The sequence below is a fragment of the Pseudooceanicola nanhaiensis genome (assembly GCF_020171315.1).
Taxonomy (GTDB): Bacteria; Pseudomonadota; Alphaproteobacteria; order Rhodobacterales; family Rhodobacteraceae; genus Pseudooceanicola; species Pseudooceanicola nanhaiensis_A.
In genome coordinates this window covers 355,926-372,426 of sequence record NZ_JAIUZP010000001.1, presented here as the reverse complement: position 1 = coordinate 372,426, position 16,501 = coordinate 355,926, and the positions used below count along the sequence as shown (strand labels likewise).

General features: G+C 65.9%; 16 protein-coding genes. 5 read left to right on the top strand and 11 right to left on the bottom strand.

What is annotated here, in order from left to right; genetic code table 11:
• Nucleotides 1-46: 46 nt before the first annotated feature.
• Nucleotides 47-706, top strand: a complete 660-nt coding sequence (locus tag LCM32_RS01675; RefSeq protein WP_224819322.1) for a hypothetical protein — start codon at nucleotides 47-49, stop codon at nucleotides 704-706.
• A 48-nt stretch (nucleotides 707-754) separates the two neighbouring features.
• On the top strand, nucleotides 755-1,234 hold the full coding sequence (locus tag LCM32_RS01670; RefSeq protein ID WP_224819321.1) for a HugZ family protein: 480 nt from the start codon (nucleotides 755-757) through the stop codon (nucleotides 1,232-1,234).
• A gap of 1 nt (nucleotide 1,235) precedes the next feature.
• On the opposite strand, the gene LCM32_RS01665 is transcribed toward LCM32_RS01670, so the two are convergent.
• From LCM32_RS01665 to LCM32_RS01650, 4 genes are all read right to left on the bottom strand, one after another.
• Complete coding sequence (locus LCM32_RS01665) at nucleotides 1,236-3,527, bottom strand: glycosyl hydrolase family 28-related protein (RefSeq protein WP_224819320.1); 2,292 nt, start codon at nucleotides 3,525-3,527, stop codon at nucleotides 1,236-1,238.
• A gap of 174 nt (nucleotides 3,528-3,701) precedes the next feature.
• Nucleotides 3,702-4,109 (bottom strand): DUF4864 domain-containing protein, encoded by a 408-nt coding sequence (locus LCM32_RS01660; RefSeq protein WP_224819319.1) that lies wholly within the window; start codon nucleotides 4,107-4,109, stop codon nucleotides 3,702-3,704.
• Between the two features lie 136 nt (nucleotides 4,110-4,245).
• Nucleotides 4,246-4,659, bottom strand: coding sequence for a hypothetical protein (locus LCM32_RS01655; protein WP_224819318.1), 414 nt, complete (start codon nucleotides 4,657-4,659; stop codon nucleotides 4,246-4,248).
• A 420-nt stretch (nucleotides 4,660-5,079) separates the two neighbouring features.
• On the bottom strand, nucleotides 5,080-6,666 hold the full coding sequence (locus LCM32_RS01650) for a lysine--tRNA ligase (protein ID WP_224819317.1): 1,587 nt from the start codon (nucleotides 6,664-6,666) through the stop codon (nucleotides 5,080-5,082).
• A gap of 114 nt (nucleotides 6,667-6,780) precedes the next feature.
• Here LCM32_RS01650 and LCM32_RS01645 point away from each other — a divergent pair, with 114 nt between their 5' ends.
• The gene (locus tag LCM32_RS01645) at nucleotides 6,781-7,206 is read left to right on the top strand and encodes a tellurite resistance TerB family protein (protein WP_224819316.1); all 426 of its coding nucleotides are present in this window, start codon (nucleotides 6,781-6,783) and stop codon (nucleotides 7,204-7,206) included.
• A 134-nt stretch (nucleotides 7,207-7,340) separates the two neighbouring features.
• A complete protein-coding gene (locus LCM32_RS01640) occupies nucleotides 7,341-7,511 on the top strand; it encodes a hypothetical protein (protein WP_224819315.1) in 171 nt (56 codons plus the stop codon).
• A gap of 62 nt (nucleotides 7,512-7,573) precedes the next feature.
• Here LCM32_RS01640 and dacB read toward each other — a convergent pair whose 3' ends face one another.
• The 7 genes from dacB to leuC form a co-directional block, all read right to left on the bottom strand.
• On the bottom strand, nucleotides 7,574-9,022 hold the full coding sequence (gene dacB, locus LCM32_RS01635) for a D-alanyl-D-alanine carboxypeptidase/D-alanyl-D-alanine-endopeptidase (protein ID WP_224819314.1): 1,449 nt from the start codon (nucleotides 9,020-9,022) through the stop codon (nucleotides 7,574-7,576).
• 112 nt (nucleotides 9,023-9,134) lie between these two features.
• On the bottom strand, nucleotides 9,135-9,749 hold the full coding sequence (locus LCM32_RS01630) for a nicotinate-nucleotide adenylyltransferase (RefSeq protein WP_224819313.1): 615 nt from the start codon (nucleotides 9,747-9,749) through the stop codon (nucleotides 9,135-9,137).
• Nucleotides 9,750-9,828: 79 nt separating this feature from the next.
• Nucleotides 9,829-10,851: an endonuclease/exonuclease/phosphatase family protein gene (locus LCM32_RS01625; RefSeq protein WP_224819312.1), complete on the bottom strand. Its 1,023-nt coding sequence runs from the start codon at nucleotides 10,849-10,851 to the stop codon at nucleotides 9,829-9,831.
• Nucleotides 10,852-10,877: 26 nt separating this feature from the next.
• Complete coding sequence (locus LCM32_RS01620) at nucleotides 10,878-11,720, bottom strand: hypothetical protein (protein ID WP_224819311.1); 843 nt, start codon at nucleotides 11,718-11,720, stop codon at nucleotides 10,878-10,880.
• A gap of 354 nt (nucleotides 11,721-12,074) precedes the next feature.
• Nucleotides 12,075-12,680 (bottom strand): 3-isopropylmalate dehydratase small subunit, encoded by a 606-nt coding sequence (gene leuD / locus LCM32_RS01615; RefSeq protein WP_224819310.1) that lies wholly within the window; start codon nucleotides 12,678-12,680, stop codon nucleotides 12,075-12,077.
• A 96-nt stretch (nucleotides 12,681-12,776) separates the two neighbouring features.
• On the bottom strand, nucleotides 12,777-13,289 hold the full coding sequence (locus tag LCM32_RS01610; RefSeq protein ID WP_224819309.1) for an HdeD family acid-resistance protein: 513 nt from the start codon (nucleotides 13,287-13,289) through the stop codon (nucleotides 12,777-12,779).
• 41 nt (nucleotides 13,290-13,330) lie between these two features.
• Entirely contained in the window at nucleotides 13,331-14,737 is a 1,407-nt protein-coding gene (leuC, locus tag LCM32_RS01605) for a 3-isopropylmalate dehydratase large subunit (RefSeq protein WP_224819308.1), read from the bottom strand.
• 292 nt (nucleotides 14,738-15,029) lie between these two features.
• Between leuC and LCM32_RS01600 the strand changes: the two genes are divergently transcribed.
• Complete coding sequence (locus LCM32_RS01600; RefSeq protein WP_224819307.1) at nucleotides 15,030-16,370, top strand: mechanosensitive ion channel family protein; 1,341 nt, start codon at nucleotides 15,030-15,032, stop codon at nucleotides 16,368-16,370.
• The last annotated feature ends 131 nt before the right edge of the window (nucleotides 16,371-16,501 follow it).

The window sequence follows — 16,501 nt, the reverse complement described above, 5'->3', positions numbered from 1 at the left end:
TTGTTAACCATTCCGCGCGACGCTGCCCGGAACGCGGGGGGCCACCATGGGGCGCAAGGGACTGACGGCACTTTTGCCTGCCCTGCTCTGTCTGGCAGGGTCGGCACAGGCCGGGGCATGGCCCCGGGGCGAGGGGAGCCAGTTCATTTCGGTGTCCTACCGGCTGCACGTCACGCCGGAACACCGCCTGCACACGATGGCCTATTACCACGAGCTGGGGTTTTCCGAGACCGGGACGCTCGTCCTCGACATCGGCCAGTCGGTCAATGGCGATCCCAAGGCGATTGCCGCCCTGCGCTACGTGCTGCTGCCCGAGAGGAATGACCGCCACCTCGCCTGGGACGTGGGCCTCGGCCGGATTGGCGAGGCGGCAACGGTCCGCGTCGGCGCCGCCTATGGCAAGGGGTTCGCCTGGGCGCGGGGCCGCGGCTGGTTCAACCTCGACGTCGCGGGCTATTCCACCCCCGGCTTCACCGGCGCGCACCTTCAGATGGATGTGACCTTCGGGCTCTCCTTCGGTGACGGCCCCAAGGTCTATGCCCAGATCCTGTCGGGCAAACCGCACGGGGACAGCGGGCTGGCATGGCTCGGCGCCTCCGCGGCGATCCCGCTGCGCCCCGGGCTGCGGCTTGACCTCGGGCTGTTCCACGAGGTCGTCAGCGGCGACGAATACCGCCTCAAGCTGGGGGTCTGGAAGGAATTCTAACACCTCTGCGCGCTTGCGCCGGGGCCGGGCGCTGCTAGTCTCCGCGCCATGAAAGACCCGATCCGCCCGACCGACGACGAGGCCCGTGCCCTCGCCCGCAACCTGATCGCCGAGGCCAGCTTCGGCGCCATCGGCGTGCTGCTCGACGGGCACCCGGTGGTGACCCGCATCGCCCTTGCCACCACGCCGGAGGGCCAGCCGCTTTCGCTGATCTCGCCCCTGTCGCAGCACAGCCAGGCGCTTGCGGCCGATCCGCGCTGTTCGCTCCTGCTGGGGGAGCCGGGCGACAAGGGCGATCCGCTGACCCACCCGCGGCTGACGATCCAGGCGCGGGCAGACTTCGTGCGGCAGGGAGAGGCGGGATACGAGGCGCTGGCCGATCACTACCTCGCCCAACGCCCCAAGTCGAAGCTCTACATCGGCTTTGCGGATTTCTTCTTCTGCCGCTTCGCGGTGGAGGCGGCCTTCCTCAACGGCGGCTTCGGCAAGGCCTACAGGCTGACGCCCGCGGACCTCGCCACCGCGTAGCTCAGAGCGGATCGTCGATCCGCACCAGCACGGTCACATCGCCCGAGACGTCCTTTTCCCAGGTCAGGGTCACCTTGTCCTTGTTCGTGCCCTCCTTGGTCTTCACGTAGGGCATGCCCCAGTGCGCCACGTTGGACACGGTCGCGATCTTGCCGTTCGCCACGAGGGATTCCACCGTCTGTGCCCAGCCTCCGAACGGCAGGTAGGGCGCGCACTCCAGCGTCCAGACGGAGGACGGCGTGGCCTGTGCATGTTTCAGGGTCAGAGGGTTCGACACCGTCGTGCTGACCGAGTTGAACATGTTGTCCGAGAAGGTGACGTTCTTCACCTTGTCCCAGTCGAGATCGGCAAAGGTCGTGTCCACCGATTCCACCCGGTCGATATTGCCGTGGATGTTGCGGAAGATATTCCCCGTCACGGCCATGCCGTTCAGGTAGTGGCCCGTCCCGTGCGGCTTCACCACGATGAAGGTGAACCACGGCGCCACGTCCGACGACAGGAAGATATTGTCCGTGATGCTCAGCCCGCTGAACGAGAATTCGGAGGAGAACTCCGGCGCCTCGTCATGCTCGTTCGCCCATTCGATGAAGTTGTTGTCGATATAATTGCCGTTGATCGTGGCCCGCGCATTGGTGCGGGTCAGGACGATCCCGCCGGTGCGCACGCCTTCGCTGGCGCTGTCGCCCTGGAACCAGTGGTTGCCGGTGATGATCGACCCGGTGCCGCCGAGGACGGCGAAATGGCGGAAATGTACCACGCGGTTGTCGCGCAGCTTCACGTCGTTGGCGTTGGTATTGAGCGCGATGGACACCCGGTTCTGGCTCAGGCTGGAGCTTTCGTCCGAGAGGAACTGGCAGCGGTCGATCAGCATCCCCTGACAGCCCGTGCCATGGCTGGTGATCCCGCGATCCTTGGGCCGGGTGATGAAGCAATCCCGCAGGTGGAAGATCAGCCCCGAGGGCGGCAGCAGGATGGCAGAGCATTCGCCGTTGCACTGAAACTCGATGTCCGACATCGAGAATTTGTCGAGATGCTCGAAGCTGCTGAAATCCAGCAGGTACTTGAACCGCTTGAAGGTGAAGGTCTGGGTGCCCGCCGCATCATAGAGCGGCATGGCGAGGGTCAGGGTCTGGGCGCCCACGTTCTTCGCCGTGACATAGACCTCGCGGCCCACGCCGTTGCCCACCACCAGCGACCCCACCGGGATGTTCGCCACGTTGGTCACCCCGGTCAGCGTATTGGCGTTGGCGGGGTTGTAGGTCGCCTGGGAGGTGACGGTGGTCGTGTCCCAGGCCGTACCGCTCTGGCTGTCGAACTGGCCGTTGCGGATGTGGCGCCGGGTGGCATAGGTCGTCTTGTTGTTCACCGCCGCCTGCATGTCGATCGGCCCGGTCACCGAGATGCGCCGCCCGCAGAGGTCGAGGCTTTCGTGGCCCGAATTGTTCAGCAGCGACTGGAACGCCTTCTTGAAGGCCAGTTCCTCGTCTCCGAAGGCGTCGATATAGGCCGGGAGGTGGAAATCCTTCTGCAGCGACAGCACGGCCGATGCGGGCATCGTCACCGTCCCCTCGAAGCGCACGCGGTTCTCGAAGGTCATGCTGTCGGCGAGGTGATAGGTCCCCTCCGAGACCATGACCATCCGCCCGTTGGCCGCGGCATCCGCCGCCTCGAAGGCGGCAAGGTCATCGGTGACGCCATCGCCGATGGCGCCATAGTCGCGCACGTCCACCCAGGCCAGCATGTCGCGCAGGAAGACGTTGGTGATGTCCTCGATGACGATGTCGTCGATCCGCACCACGCCCCCGTTCGCACCCGTCAGGTCGAGGCCGAAGTAGCCAAAGCCGGGCTCCGTCCCCCAGACCATGTCGACGCCGGGGCGGTTGCCGCTGCCGACGATGGCCATCACCTCGACCACCTCGCCATAGCTCGTCAACGTCGTGGAGGGGCCCACCTCGGTCACGCCGCTGACGTGGACATTGCTGCCCTTGCCGGCCCATCCCGCGATCCGCACCGCCGGAAGGTTGCCGCTGATGGCCTTCACCCGTGCCGTGATCCGCAGGTAGCAGCCCGGGATCATCGGGGTCTGCCCCATGTAGCGCAGCTTCTGCGTCGACGAGCCCTTGAGCAGTTCGAGGCAACCGCCGAAATCCGCGTCCGCCGGGACGAAGGCGGCACTGGCGCTGCCGTCATAGGTATCCGATCCCGGCGTCCCGTCGCCGCTGGACCAGACGTCGAGCCCCTCCTCGAAGGTGGTGGGCATGAAAACGATACCCTCGGTGATCGCCTTGTTCATTCGCATCCCTTTCCGCATCTCCCCGCTGCGGGCGATGCTGACCAATTCCCCGGACCCCGCACCGGATGGCGCGGGCGGGAAGGGGCTAACAGGGATGTCTGAACGGGCCCTGCCACCGCCGTGACGGTGGGCGTTGCGGGCCGGGGTCGCTCAGGAGGGCGGTCAGGGGAACGCTCAGACGGCCGGATCGGGCGCGGGGGCGAAGGTCACGCCGTTGATTTTCCAGCCGCTCTGGGTGCGGATCATGTCGTAATCGAGGGCGAATTCCGCCCCTGCCCCATCGCGGACGATGACCCGCTGCTTCAGCCGCCCGCTCTCCTCCCTCAGGTCGAGGAAGTCATAGCGCTTGGGCGCCCAGACCATCGGATAGCCCTCGCGCACCATGCGGGCGAAATTCTCGGGCGAGCCGAAGAGGCCTTGGATCATCGGGCTGGCGTGGGTCCAGGCGCGGGGCACGTCGCCCGCGGCAAAGGCGCCGAACTGGTCGGCGATGACGCCCTCGATCTCGGCCTGCTCCTGCGCGGCGGCGGCCACGGGCAGGCAGACGATCAGGGCGGCGGCAAAGGGGCTGAAGCGGTCCATGGTCTCTCCTCCTGAGGAAACGATAGGCCGAACTGCCGCAAGGTAAAGATACCCGGGCCGCCCACGAGAAAGGCCCCCTGCCGAAGCAGGGGGCCATCCACGCTCCATCAGGAGGCGTCAGGTCTGACAGATGGTCTTACATCTGGGTCTTGAACGGCTGGGCGACGGGCTCACCGCTGGCCGCGGTCACCGGACCGTCTTCCAGCGTGTCACCGCCCTTGAAGTCGTAGGTGGTGTTGCCGTTGGTCTCGTAGTGCAGCATCGCGATGTAGTCGGCACCGTTCTTCACGCCGCCTTCGATCGGCACGGTCACGTTGTCGGTGGTGCCTTCCTCGATCAGCATGTGGCCGACGGACTCGGGCACGACGGGTTTGCCATCGACGATCTCATGCACGACGAGGTAGCCGGGCTGGTCGATCGTCACTTCGGGGAAGGTGATCTCACCGGGGGTGAAGGTCGCGCCGGTCACGTCGATGCCTGCGGTTTCAGCGGCCGAAGCGGCGCCGGCAACAGCGGTGGTCAGGGCGGCGGCAAGTGCGAGGGTTTTCATGATATCCTCCAGTATTAGTAAGCATTTAGCCATGTCGTTGGCGTTGTGCTCAGACAACGGTCGGGCAGAGGATCGGTTGCATCGAAGGTCGGAGATCTCTGCCCCGATGGCCGCCGTTCTTCGTACAGAAGCCGGTTCCATCACGATTGCGCACTGGGACCAAGCCAAGCAGTGCTGGCCGAAACGCCAAAATCCTCAAGGGACGGCGCTGCATCTTCAACTCGATGTGAGGCGGAAAAAAATTGTGTGGATGGGAGGCGACAGCTGCCAGGCTCCGCGATGCCCGGTCGCAAAGAGACAAGAAGGAGCTGAAAGACCCAACGCGCCACGCCCACCTCAGGCCGCGCGCGCCGCACCATACGAAAGAGGCGGCGCGCACCTGCGCACCGCCCCCCTTCATTTCGCGTGGCTGCGTGAAGCTCAGGCCGCGTCGCTCAGCAGCTCGCCCGCGAGGCCCTTGTCGATCAGGGCGACGGTTTCCTCGATCCCGTAGAGAGCGATGAAGCCACCGAAGCGCGGGCCCTGACTTGCGCCGAGCAGCACCTCGTAGAGCGCCTTGAACCAGTCGCGCAGCGGGTCGAACCGGTCGCGGCCCGCGGCATAGACCGCCGATTGCAGCGCCTCGTCGTCCACCGGGCCGTCCCAGGTCTTCAGCGCATCGCGCAGCTCGATCAGGGCCTCGCGCTCCAGCTCGGTGGGCGCGCGGAAGACCTTCTCGGGCTTCACGAAGTCGTTGTAGTAGCGCACCGCATAGCCCGCGGCCTGATCCATCTGGGGGTTCGCCTCGGGGCTGGCCTCGGGCGCATAGCGGCGGATGAAGCCCCAGAGCGCCTCCTTGTCCTCCGCCCCGGAAACCGAGGCGAGGTTCAGCAGCATCGAGAAGGGCACCACCATGTCCGAGGCCGGCACGTCGCCGTTGTGGATGTGGAACACCGGGTTCGCCACCTGCTGCTCGATCGTCTGATCGGGATAGGCGCGCAGCTGCTGGTGGTACTCATCCATCGCCCGCGGGATCACGTCGAAGTAAAGCCGCTTGGCCGTCTTCGGCTTCTGGAACATGAAGTAGGACAGGCTCTCGGTCGAGGCATAGCTCAGCCACTCGTCGATCGAGATGCCGTTGCCGCTCGACTTAGAGATCTTCTGCCCCTTGTCGTCGAGGAACAACTCGTAGGTGAAATGCTCGGGCTTCTTGCCGCCGAGGATCTCGCAGATCCGGTCGTAGATCGGCGTGTTGGTCGAGTGGTCCTTGCCGTACATCTCGAAATCGACGGCCAGGGCGGCCCAGCGGGCGCCGAAGTCCGGCTTCCACTGCAGCTTCACGTTGCCGCCGGTGACCGGCAGGGTCCATTCCTTGCCGTCCTCGTCGTCGAAGGTGATCGTGTAATCGTCCTTGTTCACCGACTTCATGGGAACATAGAGAACACGGCCGGTCTCCGGGTGGATCGGCAGGAAGATCGAATAGGTCGCGGCCCGCTCGTCGCGCAGCGACTTCAGCATGACCTTCATCACGTCATCGTACTTGTCGACGGCGCGTTTCAGCACCTCGTCGAACTGCCCCGACTTGTAGAACTCGGTGGCCGAATAGAACTCGTACTCGAACCCGAAGGTGTCGAGGAACCGGCGCAGCATCGCGTTGTTGTGGTGGCCGAAGCTCTCGAATTCCTCGAAGGGATCGTAGACCGAGGTCAGCGGCTTCTGGATGTCTTCCTTCAGGCGGTCCTGGTTCGGCACGTTGCCGGGGATCTTGCGCATCCCGTCCATGTCGTCCGAGAAGCAGATCAGCCGCGTCGGGATGTCCGAGATCGCCTCGAAGGCGCGGCGGATCATCGTGGTGCGCAGCACTTCGCCGAAGGTCCCGATATGGGGCAGGCCGGAGGGGCCATAGCCCGTCTCGAACAGCACGTATCCCTTCTCGGGCGGCGCCTTCTCGTACCGTTTGAGCAGCCGGCGTGCCTCTTCGAAAGGCCACGCTTTCGAGGTCATTGCAGCTTCTCTCAGGTCCGACATGTCATAACTCCATTGTTCCGCGCCCGGACGCCGGGCGAGGCTGGCCGCTTCCTATTGCCCGGGACGGTCCGCGTCAATATTCTGCGCCGCAACGACACTACCGAGGATCGCCCAATGGCCCCTTCAGAAGACCATATTCTTACGTTTCAAGACTGCCTCGTCGCGCTGATGATCGCGGTCTCTGCCTCCGACAGCAACCTGCGCACCTCAGAGCTGGTGAAGATCGAGACCACGGTGAACAACCTGCCCGTCTTCGGCACCTACGATCTGGACCGCATGCGCGAGACCGCGCAGATGATCTTTGACCTCTTCGAGGAGGAGGACGGGCTCGACGCGCTCTTCGGCCTGATCCGCGGCAACCTGCCCGAGAAGTTCTACGAGACCGCCTATGCGCTCGCCTGCGACGTGGCCGTCGCCGACGGCACCCTGCGCGAGACCGAACTGCGCCTGCTGGAAGAGATCCGCTACGAACTCAACATCGATCGGCTGCATGCCGCGGCGATCGAACGGGGCGCCCGCGCCCGTCACATGACGGAATGACGCCGACGCGCGGGGCCGTCACGGGCGGTTCCCCGCGCGTTTCAAAAGGTATGGAATACCCGCGTTGACCGGAATCGCCCCCGGTGGGACGCTCAGGGCATCGTCGCAATCCCCAGAGACCCAGAGACGTTGCCATGACACGCAGGCTTATCTTGATCCTCTCGCTCGCGCTGCTCTGCGCCATGCCGATCATCGGCGCCTTCCAGAGCCCCGACCGCGCCACGCCGCTCCGCCTGAGCCAGGCCCAGACGGACCCCGTGCCGCATCCCGGGGCGCCCATCCAGCGGCGCATCCTGCTGCGCTGAGGCAGACATGGAAACGGCGCCCGCAGGCGCCGTCTGATCGTGATACATCGGGCTGACGCGTTTCAGCCCTGGCCGTGATAGGTCCGGCCCCAGAATTGCAGCAGGTCCTGCTGCAACTGTCGCGCCCGGCCCAGCCAGGCCCGTCCGCCCGGGGGCCGCTCCCTCTCTGCCATGGTGAGCGTATCGCGGTGCTCGGTATCGGCGCAGAAGATGGCAAAGGCCAGCAGGCGCCCGCCCTCCACCTCGGCAAACCCAGACAGGCCACTGACGAAGTTCAGCGTGCCGGTCTTGGCCACGACGGTCATGCCCGCCTTGGCATCGGGCCGCCCGCGGCTGTCCTTGATCGGGATATGCTTGAGCAGCGGCCGCAGCGCATCCTGCTGGCGGGCCTGCACCATCACCAGCACCATGTCCGCTGCCGTCACGCGGGACTCGGCCCCGAGGCCCGAGTGATCTTCCATCGCCACGTGGCGCAGCCCCAGTGTCTGCTTTGCCCAGTCCGACATCTTCTCGGCCGAGTCGCGCATAGAACTCACCTCGCCGTAGCGCGCCTTGGAGGCCGCCAGCCCGATCATCTCGGCGGTGAGGTTGGTGGAATACTTCAGCATGTCCACGATGATGTCGCGCAAGGGGTCGCTCTGCTTCTGGGCAAAGACCACACCTTCCGGGCGGCTGTCGGCGATGACGGGGGCCCCGGCCACGATGCCATGGGCCCGCAGCAGCACCTGCATCACTTCACCGGCGTATTGCTCGGGCTTGCGCACGGGCAGCCAGCGGGCGCCGTTGTTGCCAAGTGCGTTCTTCGCCACGGTCCAGTCATCGCGGCCGTCGCGGTCCTCGTAGGTGTAGACTGGCAGCGAACGGTCCTCGACCCGCATCCGCGCCATGGCAACCTCGGGCCGATAGCGCCCGGCGCGGGCATCCATCGTCACCTTGTAACTGCCGTTCTCGCGCGCCCATTCGAAGTGCACCCGGTTGAAGTTCAGCGCGATCCCGGACACCGCCGGGTTGTAGCCGACATGCGGCGGCTGCTCGGGGTCGATCTGCTCGGTCCGCGGAAGCTCTCCGCCCCAGACGAGGAACCGCCCGGTCACCTCGCGCAGGCCTGCCTCCTTCGCGGCGGCGGCCAGATCGGCCAGCCCGTCGGTGTCGAGCGTCGGATCGCCGCCCCCCACCAGCACCAGATCGCCCTCCAGCTTGCCGTCGCGCAGCGGGCCGGTGGCGATCAGCTGTGTCGTGAATCGGTGATCGGCACCCAGCGACCGTAGCGCGTAAAGCGCGGTCAGCGTCTTGCCGACAGAGGCCGGGGGCAGCGAGGCGCCCGGGTCCAGCGTGTCCAGCAACTCGCCGGTCATGGCATCGGCCACGACAAAGGCGACCTCGCCCTTGATCCCGGCCCGTGAAACGATGTCTGCGCCCTTGGGCGGCTCCAGCAGCCCCGCGGGCCGCACCCGCGGCCGCAGCGATTGAAGTGGACCGTCGGCCCATGCGGGGACCGTGGACAGGCCCATGCTGCCAACGGCCAGTCCGCCTAGGAATGCGCGTCTTGTGAACCCCTTGCTCATGCGCGCAGGCTATAGCTGCGTCCTACGCGAACGCAAGCACCCTGCGAAGGCCCTCAGATCACGTTTGCGTCCAGTTTCCCTGCTGGCGCAGCATTGTCGACGACAGATCAACCATCGGCACGTTTACGAAGCACCACGCGGGCGGCTCGCTCTTGCCGAGGCGCTGACTCGCGCAGGCCGGAAGCCGCTGCGCACGGTAGAGTCGCGCCGCTTTCGACATGCGCGCCGAGATCCGTTCCCCGGGCCGCGCCAGCACGCCGACACTGACGTTGTCCATGATCCAGCGCCATTCCTGCCACTGGTCGATCTGCGCGAGGTTGTCCGCCCCCATGAGCCAGACGAACCGCACCCCCGGATAGCGCCGCTTGAGCTGACGCAGGGTGCGGGCCGTGTAGCGGGTGCCGAGCAGCGCCTCGATCTCGGTGACCTCCACCCTCGGGTGCTGCATCACCTGCCGCGCAACCTCCAGCCGCTTCTCCAGCGGGGCCGGCCCCCGGGACTTCAGCGGGTTGCCGGGGCTCACCAGCCACCAGACCCGATCCAACCCGAACCGGCGCAGGGCCTCGCGGGTGATATGGGCATGGCCCGCGTGCGGCGGATCGAAAGATCCCCCCAGCAGACCGATCACCTCGCCCGGCCGGGCGAACGGAAGATGATGACGTGCGACGAACATGCGGCCTCCCCTAGCGCAGCTGTGACGGAAAGGGGAGGAAATTCAAGTGCTCGTGAGGAGAACCCGGCCGGGCGAGCGCTCAGGGTGGCCAGCGAAGCCGGGCCCAGACCAGCCGGTGCCGGCTGGCCTGTGCCACTGTGTCGGCCAGCGCGGCCCCCGGTTCGGGCCAGACGACACCGGAAGCCAGCACCTCAAGCCCGCGTCCCGGCAGCACATAGCTGACGCGCATGTCGCCCGGGATCGGCTCATCCCAGTCCACGGTGGCCTGGGCCGCCCCCTGCCCCGGCGCGCAGCCCGCCGCACCCCGCCCCGGTGCGGGATCCTGCAACGCGGGATGGGTCAGCAGCGCCCTGATCGCCGCGCGCCGCCCCTCGCCGCGCGCGGGGTCGAGGTTCGCATCGCCCAGCAGGACCAGCGGTGGTTCCGGGCGCGGGCCAAGTGCCCCGTCGAGCAGGTGCTGCCAAAGGAGGACTTCATCATGGTTGCGGCGGCCATTGCGGTCCTCCGGCCCGTCGAAGACCGGAGGCGTCGCGTGGAAGGCCAGCAGCGTGAGCGCCGGATCGGTCCCGACGCGCAGCACCCAATGGGCCACCGAGGACAGGCGCTGCCCCGCGTGACCCGCGGCGGCCGTACCCTCCCGGCCCTTGGCGTCGATCATCAGGTTGCCCGGCAGATCGCGCCAGGGCAGGGTCGAGAGATCGCGTTCCATCGTGAGCGGCCAGCGGGAGAGCACCGCCATACCGCCCTGCCCCGCGAAGCGACCATAGCCCTGCGCATCCCGCGGCCCGCCGAGGCGTCCGTCGCCATCAAGGTCCTGCCCGGTGGCCATGCCCGTGTTGGGTTCCGCCGTGAAGAGATGGGGATACCCGGCCCCGCGCAACTCCAGCCGCCCGTTCAGGGCCGAGAGCGCGGCCAGGTCGGTGTCATAGTCGATCCCCGACAGCACGAGGACATCGGGCGCGCAGGCCGCGATCACGGTGGCCACCGCCTCGACCTGGGCATCGCCCGCGCGGATGTCGCGCAGCAGCAGGCCGGGGCCATCGCGGGCCAGTTCGGTGTGGTAGAAGGCGATCCTCAGCCCCTCCCCCGCCCGCAGGGGCACCGGGAGAAGCAGAAGGCAAAGGAAGATCAGGCCGTATGCTGATGCAGCGCGGGCTCTTCCTCGGCATAGGTGCGGCGGCGCTTCTCGCCGATGAGGTCGGCGATGCGGCTGAGCGCGATGCCGCGCATGATCAGGTTCGCCGGGATGAAGGCCCATGCCGTCATGATCCAGATCATCGATTGCGGGTTGGCCAGCGACAGGGGCGCCAGCGCCGCGGTCAGAAGCTTGAACAGCGGCGGCGTCAAGAATGGCAGCAGGAAGCCTAACAGGACGTTAAGACCCGCATCGCGCTTCAGCCGCTGCAGCACGTCGCCCCCGCCGGTGGGCTCGAACATCGGCAGGTTCACCCACACGTTGAAGGCGCCGCTGCGGGTGGGCCAGCGGTGCAGACGGATCAGCAGCGCCAGCACCACGACACCGATCATGCCCCCGATATAGGCCACGCCCGCGGCATCGCGCACCGCGTTGACAAGCTCCACCGGCGATCCCGCCGGCAGGGTCAGCGTGGCAAGGCGCACGGGCGAATAGGGGAAATCGATCGTGGTGGCGAGGATACGGCTGATCGAATTGAACAGGTCGGCGATCGGCGTATCCAGCGCGGGGCCGGCCTGCGTGGTCGTCAGCAGCAACACGATCCCGAAGAGCGTGTAGAACCGCAGCCGGTTGTAGGGCGGCGCATAGCGGAACTCCAGCAGCACCGGGATACGGCTGTTGTATTCCGTGAAGACGAAGCCCCCCGCGATCAGGGCAACAAGGACAACGATCTGGGTCGTGTCGGCAGAGACCGCCGGCAGCAGCAGGGATGGCGTGACCACCATCAAAGCGACAAGAAGGGCGCGCAGCAGCGCACCGGTGATTCTGACAATCACAGCTCGTTTTCCTTCAACTTGGCCCGACACGGTACTTTGCCGCGTCTGTGTCCCAACTTGATTCCGCCGTCAGACGGGTGCCTCAATCTTGCCTTAATGTTGCCCCGTTTGACGGTCGGCCTCAAGCCGCCCGCGAAGAAGACAACAATTCTGAGGCGAAAAAACGGTAGAACTGGTGCGTTCTTGCATCAATTTCGGATCGCAACAGCGGCAAAAGCCAGCGTTTTTCCGGAAATTGATTCAGCGTTTTAGCAGGTTTCGCGGGATTTCCGCCGTTTGCGGCGGCCCCGGCAGGGCCGCCACAATTCAGTCAAACGGGACGGTGACCCGTCTCAGACCAGTCTCAGACCCGTCTCAAACCCAGGGGCGCGACTGCGCGGCCTGCGACTCGAAACTCTCGATCGCGGGCGCCTTCTCCAGCGTCAGGCCGATGTCGTCGAGGCCTTCCAGCAGGCAGCGCTTCCGGAACGGGTCGATGTCGAACTTGATCACTTCGCCGTCGGAGGTGGTGATCTCCTGCTTCTCGAGGTCCACGTCCATCCGCGCGTTGGAGCCCTTCTCGGCATCCTTCATCAGCAGGTCCACCTGCTCCTGCGGCAGGACGATCGGCAGCATGCCGTTCTTGAAGCAGTTGTTGAAGAAGATGTCCGCGAAGGAGGTCGAGACGATGACCTTTACGCCGAAGTCCGCAAGCGCCCAGGGGGCGTGCTCACGCGAGGAGCCGCAGCCGAAGTTGTCGCCGGCGACGATGACCTGCGCCTCGCGGTAGGCGGGCTTGTTCAGCACGAAGTCCGGGTTCTCGGAGCCGTCGTCGAGATAGCGCATCTCGTCGAAGGCATGCACGCCGAGGCCGGTGCGCTTGATGGTCTTCAGGAATTGCTTGGGGATGATCATGTCGGTGTCGATGTTCACCAGCGGCATCGGCGCCGCGATCCCCGAAAGTTTTTCGAACTTTTCCATGGGCTGTCTCCTGTGCGGGATGCGGGGCATCCCGAAAACTGGGTTCAAGCAGCGCCCCCCGCCCATCGGGGGGTCGCCCTGTTGCGTCGGGCGCGCTCAGCGGGAGCGCAAGAAGAGCCCGATGGCGATCAGGCCAACACCATCGGCGATCAGTTCCACCGCGAGCAGGATGCCCAGCAAGGAAACAGCCGCCATCTGGAGGTTGGAGAACACCATGATGCCGATGAAGACCGAGGCCGCCCCGGAGAGCAGCAGAAGCCAGAAGAAAGGTGTGGACCGCATCCCCCAGGCCGCAGCCAGGCGGAAGCCCCCGATGAAGAGGAACAGCACGCCGACGATCAGCGTCAGCGATACCGTGCCCGCCAGCGGGTTGGCGAGGAGCCAGACGCCGACAAGGATGCTCAGCAACGCGCTGATCCCGTGCCACAGACGTCCGTGCGCCGCGCTGTCGCGAAAGACCGAATAGGCCTGCAACACCCCCGTCACGAGGAAGACCGCGCCAACGATCGTCGTGACCGCCAGCGTGGCGGCAAAGGGGTTGGCCAGGGCGAAGATGCCGCCGATCAGCAGCACGATCCCCATTCCAAGCATCACAAGCCAGGTCTTCATGACATCACCTTTCGAAACCGGTTAACTCCCGGTCTCCAGCGTTACATCAGTTCCCTGACGTCCGTAAGACGACCGGTCACCGCAGCCGCAGCCGCCATCGCGGGCGACATCAGGTGCGTGCGACCGCCCTTGCCCTGCCGGCCCTCGAAGTTGCGGTTCGAGGTCGCGGCACAGCGTTCGCCGGGCTGAAGCTGGTCGGGGTTCATGGCCAGGCACATGGAGCAGCCCGCAAGGCGCCATTCGAAACCGGCCTCCTTGAAGATCTCCGCAAGGCCCTCTTCCTCGGCCTGTGCCCGCACGAGGCCCGAGCCGGGAACGACCATGGCACGCATGCCGTCCTTGATCTTCTTGCCCTTCAGGATCTCGGCCGCGGCGCGCAGGTCCTCGATCCGGCCGTTGGTGCAGGAACCGATGAAGACGGTGTCGATCTCGATGTCCGAGAGCTTCTGACCGGGGGTCAGGCCCATGTACTCGATCGAGCGCTTGGCCGCCTCGACCTTGCCGCCGGCAAAGCTGGCGGGATCGGGCACTTCCGCGGTGATCGGCAGCACGTCCTCGGGCGAGGTGCCCCAGGTGACGACCGGCGCGATGTCTTCGCCCTTGATGGTCACGACCTTGTCCCAATGGGCGTCTTCGTCGGAGAAGAGCGTCTTCCACCAGGTCAGCGCGGCTTCCCACTGGGCGCCCTTCGGCGCGTGGGGGCGGCCCTTGACGTATTCAAAGGTGGTCTCATCCGGGGCGATCAGGCCAGCACGGGCGCCGCCCTCGATCGCCATGTTGCAGACGGTCATCCGGCCTTCCATCGAGAGCGAACGGATCGCTTCACCGCAATACTCGATGACATAGCCGGTGCCGCCGGCGGTGCCGGTCTTGCCGATGACGGACAGGGTGATGTCCTTGGCGGTCACACCGGGGCGCAGCTGGCCGGTGATCTCGACCTTCATGTTCTTCGACTTCGACTGGATCAGCGTCTGGGTAGCGAGCACATGCTCCACCTCCGAGGTGCCGATGCCGTGGGCGAGCGCGCCGAAGGCGCCGTGGGTCGCGGTGTGGCTGTCGCCGCAGACCACGGTCATGCCCGGCAGGGTCCAGCCCTGTTCGGGGCCGACGATGTGCACGATGCCCTGACGGATGTCGCTGACGGGATAGTAGTGCACGCCGAAGTCACGGGCGTTCTTGTCGAGCGCCGCCACCTGGATCGCGGAATCCTCGGTCATGTTCGCCGGGTCTTCGCGGCCCGGGGTGGTGGGCACGTTGTGGTCCGGAACAGCGATGGTCTTGTCCGGGGCATGCACTTTGCGGCCGGCCATGCGCAGACCTTCGAAGGCCTGCGGGCTGGTCACCTCGTGCACGAGGTGGCGGTCGATGTAGAGCAGGCTGGTGCCATCCGGGGTGGTGTCCACGAGGTGGGCATCCCAGATCTTGTCATAGAGCGTCTTGGGGGACATGGGTCCTCTCCGATTTCAATTGGCTGAATTTTGGCTGCACGAATTGGTCACGCGCCTCATAGGCGTGCGAGGACCGTCAGCGACGCGCCGAAGAAGCGCCAAGGCAGGCGCGCGCGATCATCCATGTCGAAAACACGTTTCATGGGCTGCGAGATATACCGCCTTCCCGAGTCTCGCAAGCGTTCCGGGCGGTCTCACGTGCGGTTCACGCATGCGGCACCGCAGCATTCCCGCGTCTGGACAGGGGCTTGGCCGCCGTGCCACCCTGACGGAAAGCCGCGCAGGGAAGCGAATGGAGCCAGCAAGCGACCCCATCGACGCCATCATCCAGATCGCCCTTGGCGTCTGGGTGCGCGTGGACAACTTCCTCCACGGGCTCGTCCGGCCCTGGAATGTCTACCAGGTGCTCATAGCGCTCGGCCTCTTTCTGGTGGCCTGGGGGCTGGCGCGCTGGTTCGCGCCCCGGATGCACGATTGGCTGCGCGCGCGGGAGGGCTGGCCGAAATGGCGCATCCGCCTGCTGCTGATCCTGCACCGCCGCCTGCGGCACATCTTCTTCGTCGCGCTGATCTGGCCCGCGGTCTGGATCATGCGGGCCTCGACATGGCCCAGCCGGTCCTACCTGCTGACGATCCTCGGCAGCCTCGCGCTTGCCTGGCTGGTGATCGCCCTGCTGACACGGGCCATCGGCAACCCGCTTTTGCGCACGCTGGTGCGCTATGGCGGCTGGGTCTGGGCCACGCTGATCATCGTCGGCCTGCAGGACGAAACCCAGGGGCTGCTCGACAGCATGGCGCTCACCCTCGGGTCCATGCGGCTGTCTCTGTGGATGATCCTGCAGGGCTTCGTGCTGCTGGCGGCGCTGATCACGCTGGCCCGGTTCCTTTCTCATGCGGGGGCCGCCAACATCCGGCGGGTCGAGGACATCTCGCCCTCGATGCAGGAACTGGTGATCAAGGGGCTTCAGGTCGCGCTCTATGGCGCCGCCTTCTTCATCGCGCTGCGCGCCGTCGGGGTGGACCTGACCGGGCTTGCCGTCCTCTCGGGGGCGATCGGTGTCGGCCTCGGCTTCGGGCTGCAAAAGGTCGTCTCGAACCTCGTCTCAGGCATCATCATCCTGATGGACAAGTCGGTGAAGCCCGGCGACGTGATCAGCCTTGGCGAGACCTTCGGCTGGATCAACGCGCTCGGCGCGCGCTACGTCTCGGTCGTGACGCGGGACGGCAAGGAATACCTGATCCCGAACGAAGACCTGATCACCGGCCAGGTGGTGAACTGGTCCCACTCCAATGATTTCGTCCGGCTCGACATCTATTTCGGCACGTCCTACGGCGATGACCCCCACGCGGTGCGCCGCATCGCCATCGAGGCCGCGCAGTCCGTCAGCCGGGTGCTGACCTTCAAACCGCCGGTCTGCCACATCGTCGGCTTCGGCGATTCCTCGGTGGATTACATCCTCCGATTCTGGATCACGGACCCGACCGGCGGGCTCACCAATATCCGCGGAAACGTCTATCTGGCGCTCTGGGATGCGTTCAAGGAACATGGAATCTCCATCCCCTTCCCGCAGCGCGAAGTGCGGGTGCTGAACGAGACCCCCGGCCCGGACTCGCCGTCAAAAGCACTGGATTGACGCAGATTTTCCCTGTTCTGCCGCAACGTCCTGCGGCAAGCGCTTGCAAGCCACGCGGACCTCGCGTAAGGGCGGCGCCTTGCCGGGGAAACCGGGCCGGGCCGAAATCGTTGAAAATTCGCCCCCCTGTT